Annotated in this window: 3 protein-coding genes and 1 pseudogene; all 4 read right to left on the bottom strand. The window is 38.9% G+C overall.

Annotated features, from left to right (window positions below):
- Positions 1-159 precede the first annotated feature (159 nt).
- Positions 160-1,542, bottom strand: a pseudogene (locus H6G26_RS38700) (AAA family ATPase); the annotation flags it as partial.
- Between the two features lie 516 nt (positions 1,543-2,058).
- Complete coding sequence (locus tag H6G26_RS38695; RefSeq protein ID WP_190737066.1) at positions 2,059-2,613, bottom strand: RidA family protein; 555 nt, start codon at positions 2,611-2,613, stop codon at positions 2,059-2,061.
- Between the two features lie 392 nt (positions 2,614-3,005).
- A complete protein-coding gene (locus tag H6G26_RS38690; RefSeq protein ID WP_199327277.1) occupies positions 3,006-3,725 on the bottom strand; it encodes a hypothetical protein in 720 nt (239 codons plus the stop codon).
- 260 nt (positions 3,726-3,985) lie between these two features.
- Complete coding sequence (locus tag H6G26_RS38685; protein WP_190737064.1) at positions 3,986-4,405, bottom strand: hypothetical protein; 420 nt, start codon at positions 4,403-4,405, stop codon at positions 3,986-3,988.
- Positions 4,406-4,731 lie beyond the last annotated feature (326 nt).

The following is a 4,731-nucleotide window of genomic DNA, read 5'->3' as shown; positions in this document are numbered from 1 at the left end:
TGGTTCTGGAATCATGTCACTCAGAAATTCATATTGAGCACGGGTCAGATTGCTGGGGTATGCTTTACTCATGTTGCTCTCTCAGTGCTGTCTACTATATATTCACAGCGTATACTGAGAGAGCTTTTTTACCATTTCTTTGACTTTTCAAACAGCCTCTAAGGGATGGTCTTTAGTTGCAAATACTTGAAGAAATTTATGAAATAATAAATTAAATCGATTTTGTGCTGCGTTACCTGATAATTCTGGTGCAGGTAGCTGTTTGCCAATAATTCTTTCTAATTCGGGAATGACTTCAATAATTACTTGTCCATCTTCACCTAATGCTTGAATAATTTTATTTTTCCATTTTTGTATTTGTACCTCACTTTCTGTTAGTAATTGGTCCATGAAATTACGGAAAGCTTGGACAAATGCGGAAAAAGGAATATTCCGATTAAATTGGTCAAATTTGCCTTTGATAAAATAACCCCGTTGACGAACAATAGGTTTATGGATTTCGTTAACAACAGCAGTTTTACCGATACCCGAAAAACCAGCTACCAGCGTTATTTCAACTGCACCCAGGCTAACTTTCTCAAATGCTTGTAGTAGGGTTTTTACTTCTGCTTCTCGTCCATAGAGTTTATCAGGGATAATAAATCTGTCGCACACATCCCTTTGTGCAATTGGAAAATTTTCAATTTTGGCTGTTGTCTTCAGTTGAGTAAAACAAATTTCTAAATCATGCTTTAACCCTAATACACTCTGATAGCGGTCTTCAGCATTTTTTGCCATCAGTTTGCTGACTATCTTCGAAATTATAGACGGGATTTGTGGGTTAATTTCATGTACTAAAGGAGCTGCTTTAGCAATATGACAATGCACCAATTCCATTGGGTCATTTGATTGAAAAGGTAATTCTCCTGTGAGTAACTCGTAGAAAGTTACCCCGACTGAATAGAAATCAGTCCGGTAGTCAATCCCCCGATTCATTCTCCCTGTTTGTTTTGGGGAAATATAAGCTAGTGTCCCTTCTAAAACATTGGGGCTGATTAGGGTTTGCGTTTCCCTTGGTAATAGCGATGCAATACTAAAGTCAATTAATTTAACTTGTTTTGTTTTAGGATTAATTAAAATATTGCTCGGTTTGATGTCTTTATGAATGATGTGCTGACTATAGAGTATCTCTAAGGTATTACACAATGCGATCGCTATTTGTAAAAACTCTTGTAAAAGCCTGATATCTCGTGTATCGTTACGAGCAAAATAATCTTTGAGAGAAATGCCACCAAAATCTTCCATCACCAACGCATAGCCATTTTGATACGCCTCCAGGCTGTAGGTTTGGATGATTGGCGATGAGTTTAGATTTTTGGCAATCGTGTACTGATTACGAAACTGCACCAGTTCATTGAAGGAGGGATAGGGATTTTTCAGCAGTTTGATCACTACAGGTAATGAGTCACTTTCTCGAGACCCTCGATAAACTATAGTTCTTGAACCATTATAAATTTCTTCGATGACCTGATATCCATAAATACTAATATGAGTGTTGAACATACTGCTAAATTCGAGTTATTTCTAAACTTATTATTCCCAAATTAGCAACGGCAATTTAATGTTAATCACTAAATATTATGAGCTAGGTTTAGATTTAGAATTTCTAGGTTCTTGATCAAACTCGGTGACAACCAAATTTATCCAGACGTTGTTTCTAAAGTCCAGTAGTGGGGACAAAATTTTAAGTCATCAAATGCAGATATAGAATACCCTATACAAAAGCGTTGAGGTACTCAGTAAGAAGCTGCAAAGCGTAAGCTAGTAACAAAAATGCGCTAAGGACTAGGAAAAGGGAAAGGTTTTGAATCGCTTTCCTTTTTCCACTTTAACCTTTAAAAAGCCAAGTTCATCAGAGTGAACTACTACTACCTGCTGGGATTTTTAGTTAAGTTTTGTAGTCTAACTAGAGGCAATTAGCTCCTCAAATTGGAGAGACTATTTTATTATTGATGGGCAGCAGGGGGAGTTTGTTACTCCACCGACTGTCATTGGGGAGGGTTATCTTTGAACCAGCCCTCAATCACGTGTTTCTGGAATTACTGCATAAGCATCAATTTCAAATAACATACCGTCAAGTGCAAGCCTTGGAACGGGAATAAGAGTGTTTGCTGGTGGTTTATATCCCCAAAAATTTCTAATTTCACGTCCTAACGGGAGCAATTTATTTTGGTTGTAATCCACTATAAGAATAGTAGTTTTTGCTACATCTTGTGGTTGTGCACCAACGGCTGCTAAGGCAAAACGGAGGTTTTTAAAAGCTTGTATTAATTGCTGTTCAAAGTCATCGGAGACAAGATTCCCTTGTAAATCCGACCCAAATTGACCAGAAATATAGACAGTTCTCGCCCTTGATGGTGCAACAGCTATATGACTATAGCCATTTTGGGTTGCATCATATAACGTTGGTGGGTTTACCAATTTCAACTCTTTGTTGTCTTTAGCGCTCACTTCCTTTTGTGTTCCCACCATCAAGGCGGTAGTTACTCCGGTACCTCCAAGCCACAAAAGTGCATTTCGTCGTGAGAAGTTTGTCACTAGTGAGTTTACAGCACTGGTAATACGTTTAGTCATTAAAGCTCCTTAAATATGAGTTCTCTATTTTTGCTAATACTTACTTTTATTATCTATTAGCTTGAGTAAAAAAGCACTAATAAATAAAATTATTTAAGTGTGGTCACGCAATTATAACACCTCAATTCGGGTTAGTTGGTTTAGGGAACTCCAAAAAATAAATTATCCATTTCTGGACTTCACTACGACTTTCCCTCCCCTTGCTCCCTGCCCCCTGCCTCTATTTAAGGTAGCAGGGTAGAGGTTTATCCTCATCGAAAGTGGTACGGTATCATTCATGTTGTTTGGGAAGCCATTGCAGCAGGTTGGCTCAAACCGCAAATCTCCAAAGTGTTTGCGCGAGAAGATGCGATCTCAGCACAGACGAGTTTTTATTCGTTAATTACTTAGCCTCAGCTTTTTTGCGCTTTTTTCAACCCGTCGAACTCACTTGCAAAATTATTAACCCGACGACGATATTGATGTAGCAACAAAGCTGCTCCAGTAAAACCCAAGCCAACTAGCGTCGTTGTAGCTGCTGGTTCTGGAACTCTTTGAGGAGTCCGTATAGAGAAATTTAGTACAGCTACACCCCTAGAGGTTAAGGGTCCATCAGTTGAACCTGGAGTCAGCCTGTCTTCTTGGGTGAAAGTTATTAAGCCTGTAGCATTCTCGAATATACCAGTTCCATCAGTAACATTTATGATGCCACCACCGACAATAGTTTGTTGAACCAGATCGATGACAGCGCTATCGCTTGCTCTTCCATATAACTCGTTAGAACCACCAAAATAGCGATCGCCACGAAGGTTGCCTTGTATGCCAAATACAGATGGATCTGCATCAAATGTGCTGAATATTTGGGTTCCGCGTTCTTCAAAACGCCCATAAGTTCTGCTGTCAAAGTTAGTTAATCCGAAAGGGGCATTACCAATACTTTCACCTAAAACGGCTACATCTAGAATGTTTTTTTCCTCATTAAAAACTGGACCAAAGATAGCTAGTGCGTCGTAAGTAATACTGAACTTATAAATATTTTCCGTACTCTGTGCGGTTACTTCTTGTACATTCGCTCCAAAACTAAATAAAGTTAAGGCTACGGGAATGAACCACGTGGCTTTTTGACAGAGCATGATAGTCCTTTGTTTTTTAAGTTAAAACACAATTAGTGTCTCACCCAAAATAATACTAGAACTTACGCACTGTACAAAATAACTATCCTCTGTCTTAACGAGCTTCAGTTTTCTCAGGGTGTTGCGGACTAAGTAGCGTAGGTGTAGAGCGACGAGGGAGCGTCACCCGAAGGGTGAAGATGAATATTCCTCATAATGAGCAGAGCAGCAGAGGGGAAAAATATTACCCCATTCTCGTGAAAAGTCAGATCAATGACAGATTATCTTCTTCTGCCTCTGTTATCTAATAAATTAACCGCAGCACCAGCAGCAGCACCATTGACACCATTTTTCCACGTAGTTCTACAACCACCAGAAATTGCACCTGCCAATACACCAGCACCAGCACCTACAGCGATATCTTGAACAGGTAAACGTCCCTTTCTTGCTCTAGCTCTGGTGCGTCTTGCACCATTGGCAGCATTAACAGCAGCACCAGCAGCAGCACCTTTAAAAGCATTGTCTAATACCGAACCACAATTTGTTAAAACCCCACTTAATACACCTGCCCCGGCTCCAATGGCTGCATTATTAAGAACTCGGTCATCAGCAGAAGCAGGTTGAACCGGGATTAAGCCAGTACCAGCTAAAGTAGCAGCCATCAAGCCAGGTAGGAATGCGCGTTTTAGCATATTTTGCATGATAGTACCCTCTAAAAATCTTACGATTGGTGAACAACCAAATTTCGGTGCGCTCGCTAATCCTTGTATTTCTGATTTTAGACAATAGCAATATTATCTAAAATAAGGATATTTGGATAATTGCACATACTAGTAACGTAATTTTAGCCCAAAGCCTGTTGTATTTACTGAGTGGACAATAAATAAACTGACACATTAACTAAAAAACAGTAAACCAAAAAGTTTTTGGTTCTTCAGTACTTGTTATGCTAAATTCTTAGTTACAAATACAAAACAATATTAAAAATTATATTAAAAAATTACTAAAAGCATTGCAATCATTGACA

It is taken from the genome of Nostoc sp. FACHB-888, assembly GCF_014696655.1.
In the GTDB taxonomy this organism is placed as follows: Bacteria; Cyanobacteriota; Cyanobacteriia; order Cyanobacteriales; family Nostocaceae; genus Nostoc.
The sequence above is the reverse complement of the archived record's forward strand: the minus strand, read 5'-3'. Positions and strand labels throughout refer to the sequence as shown.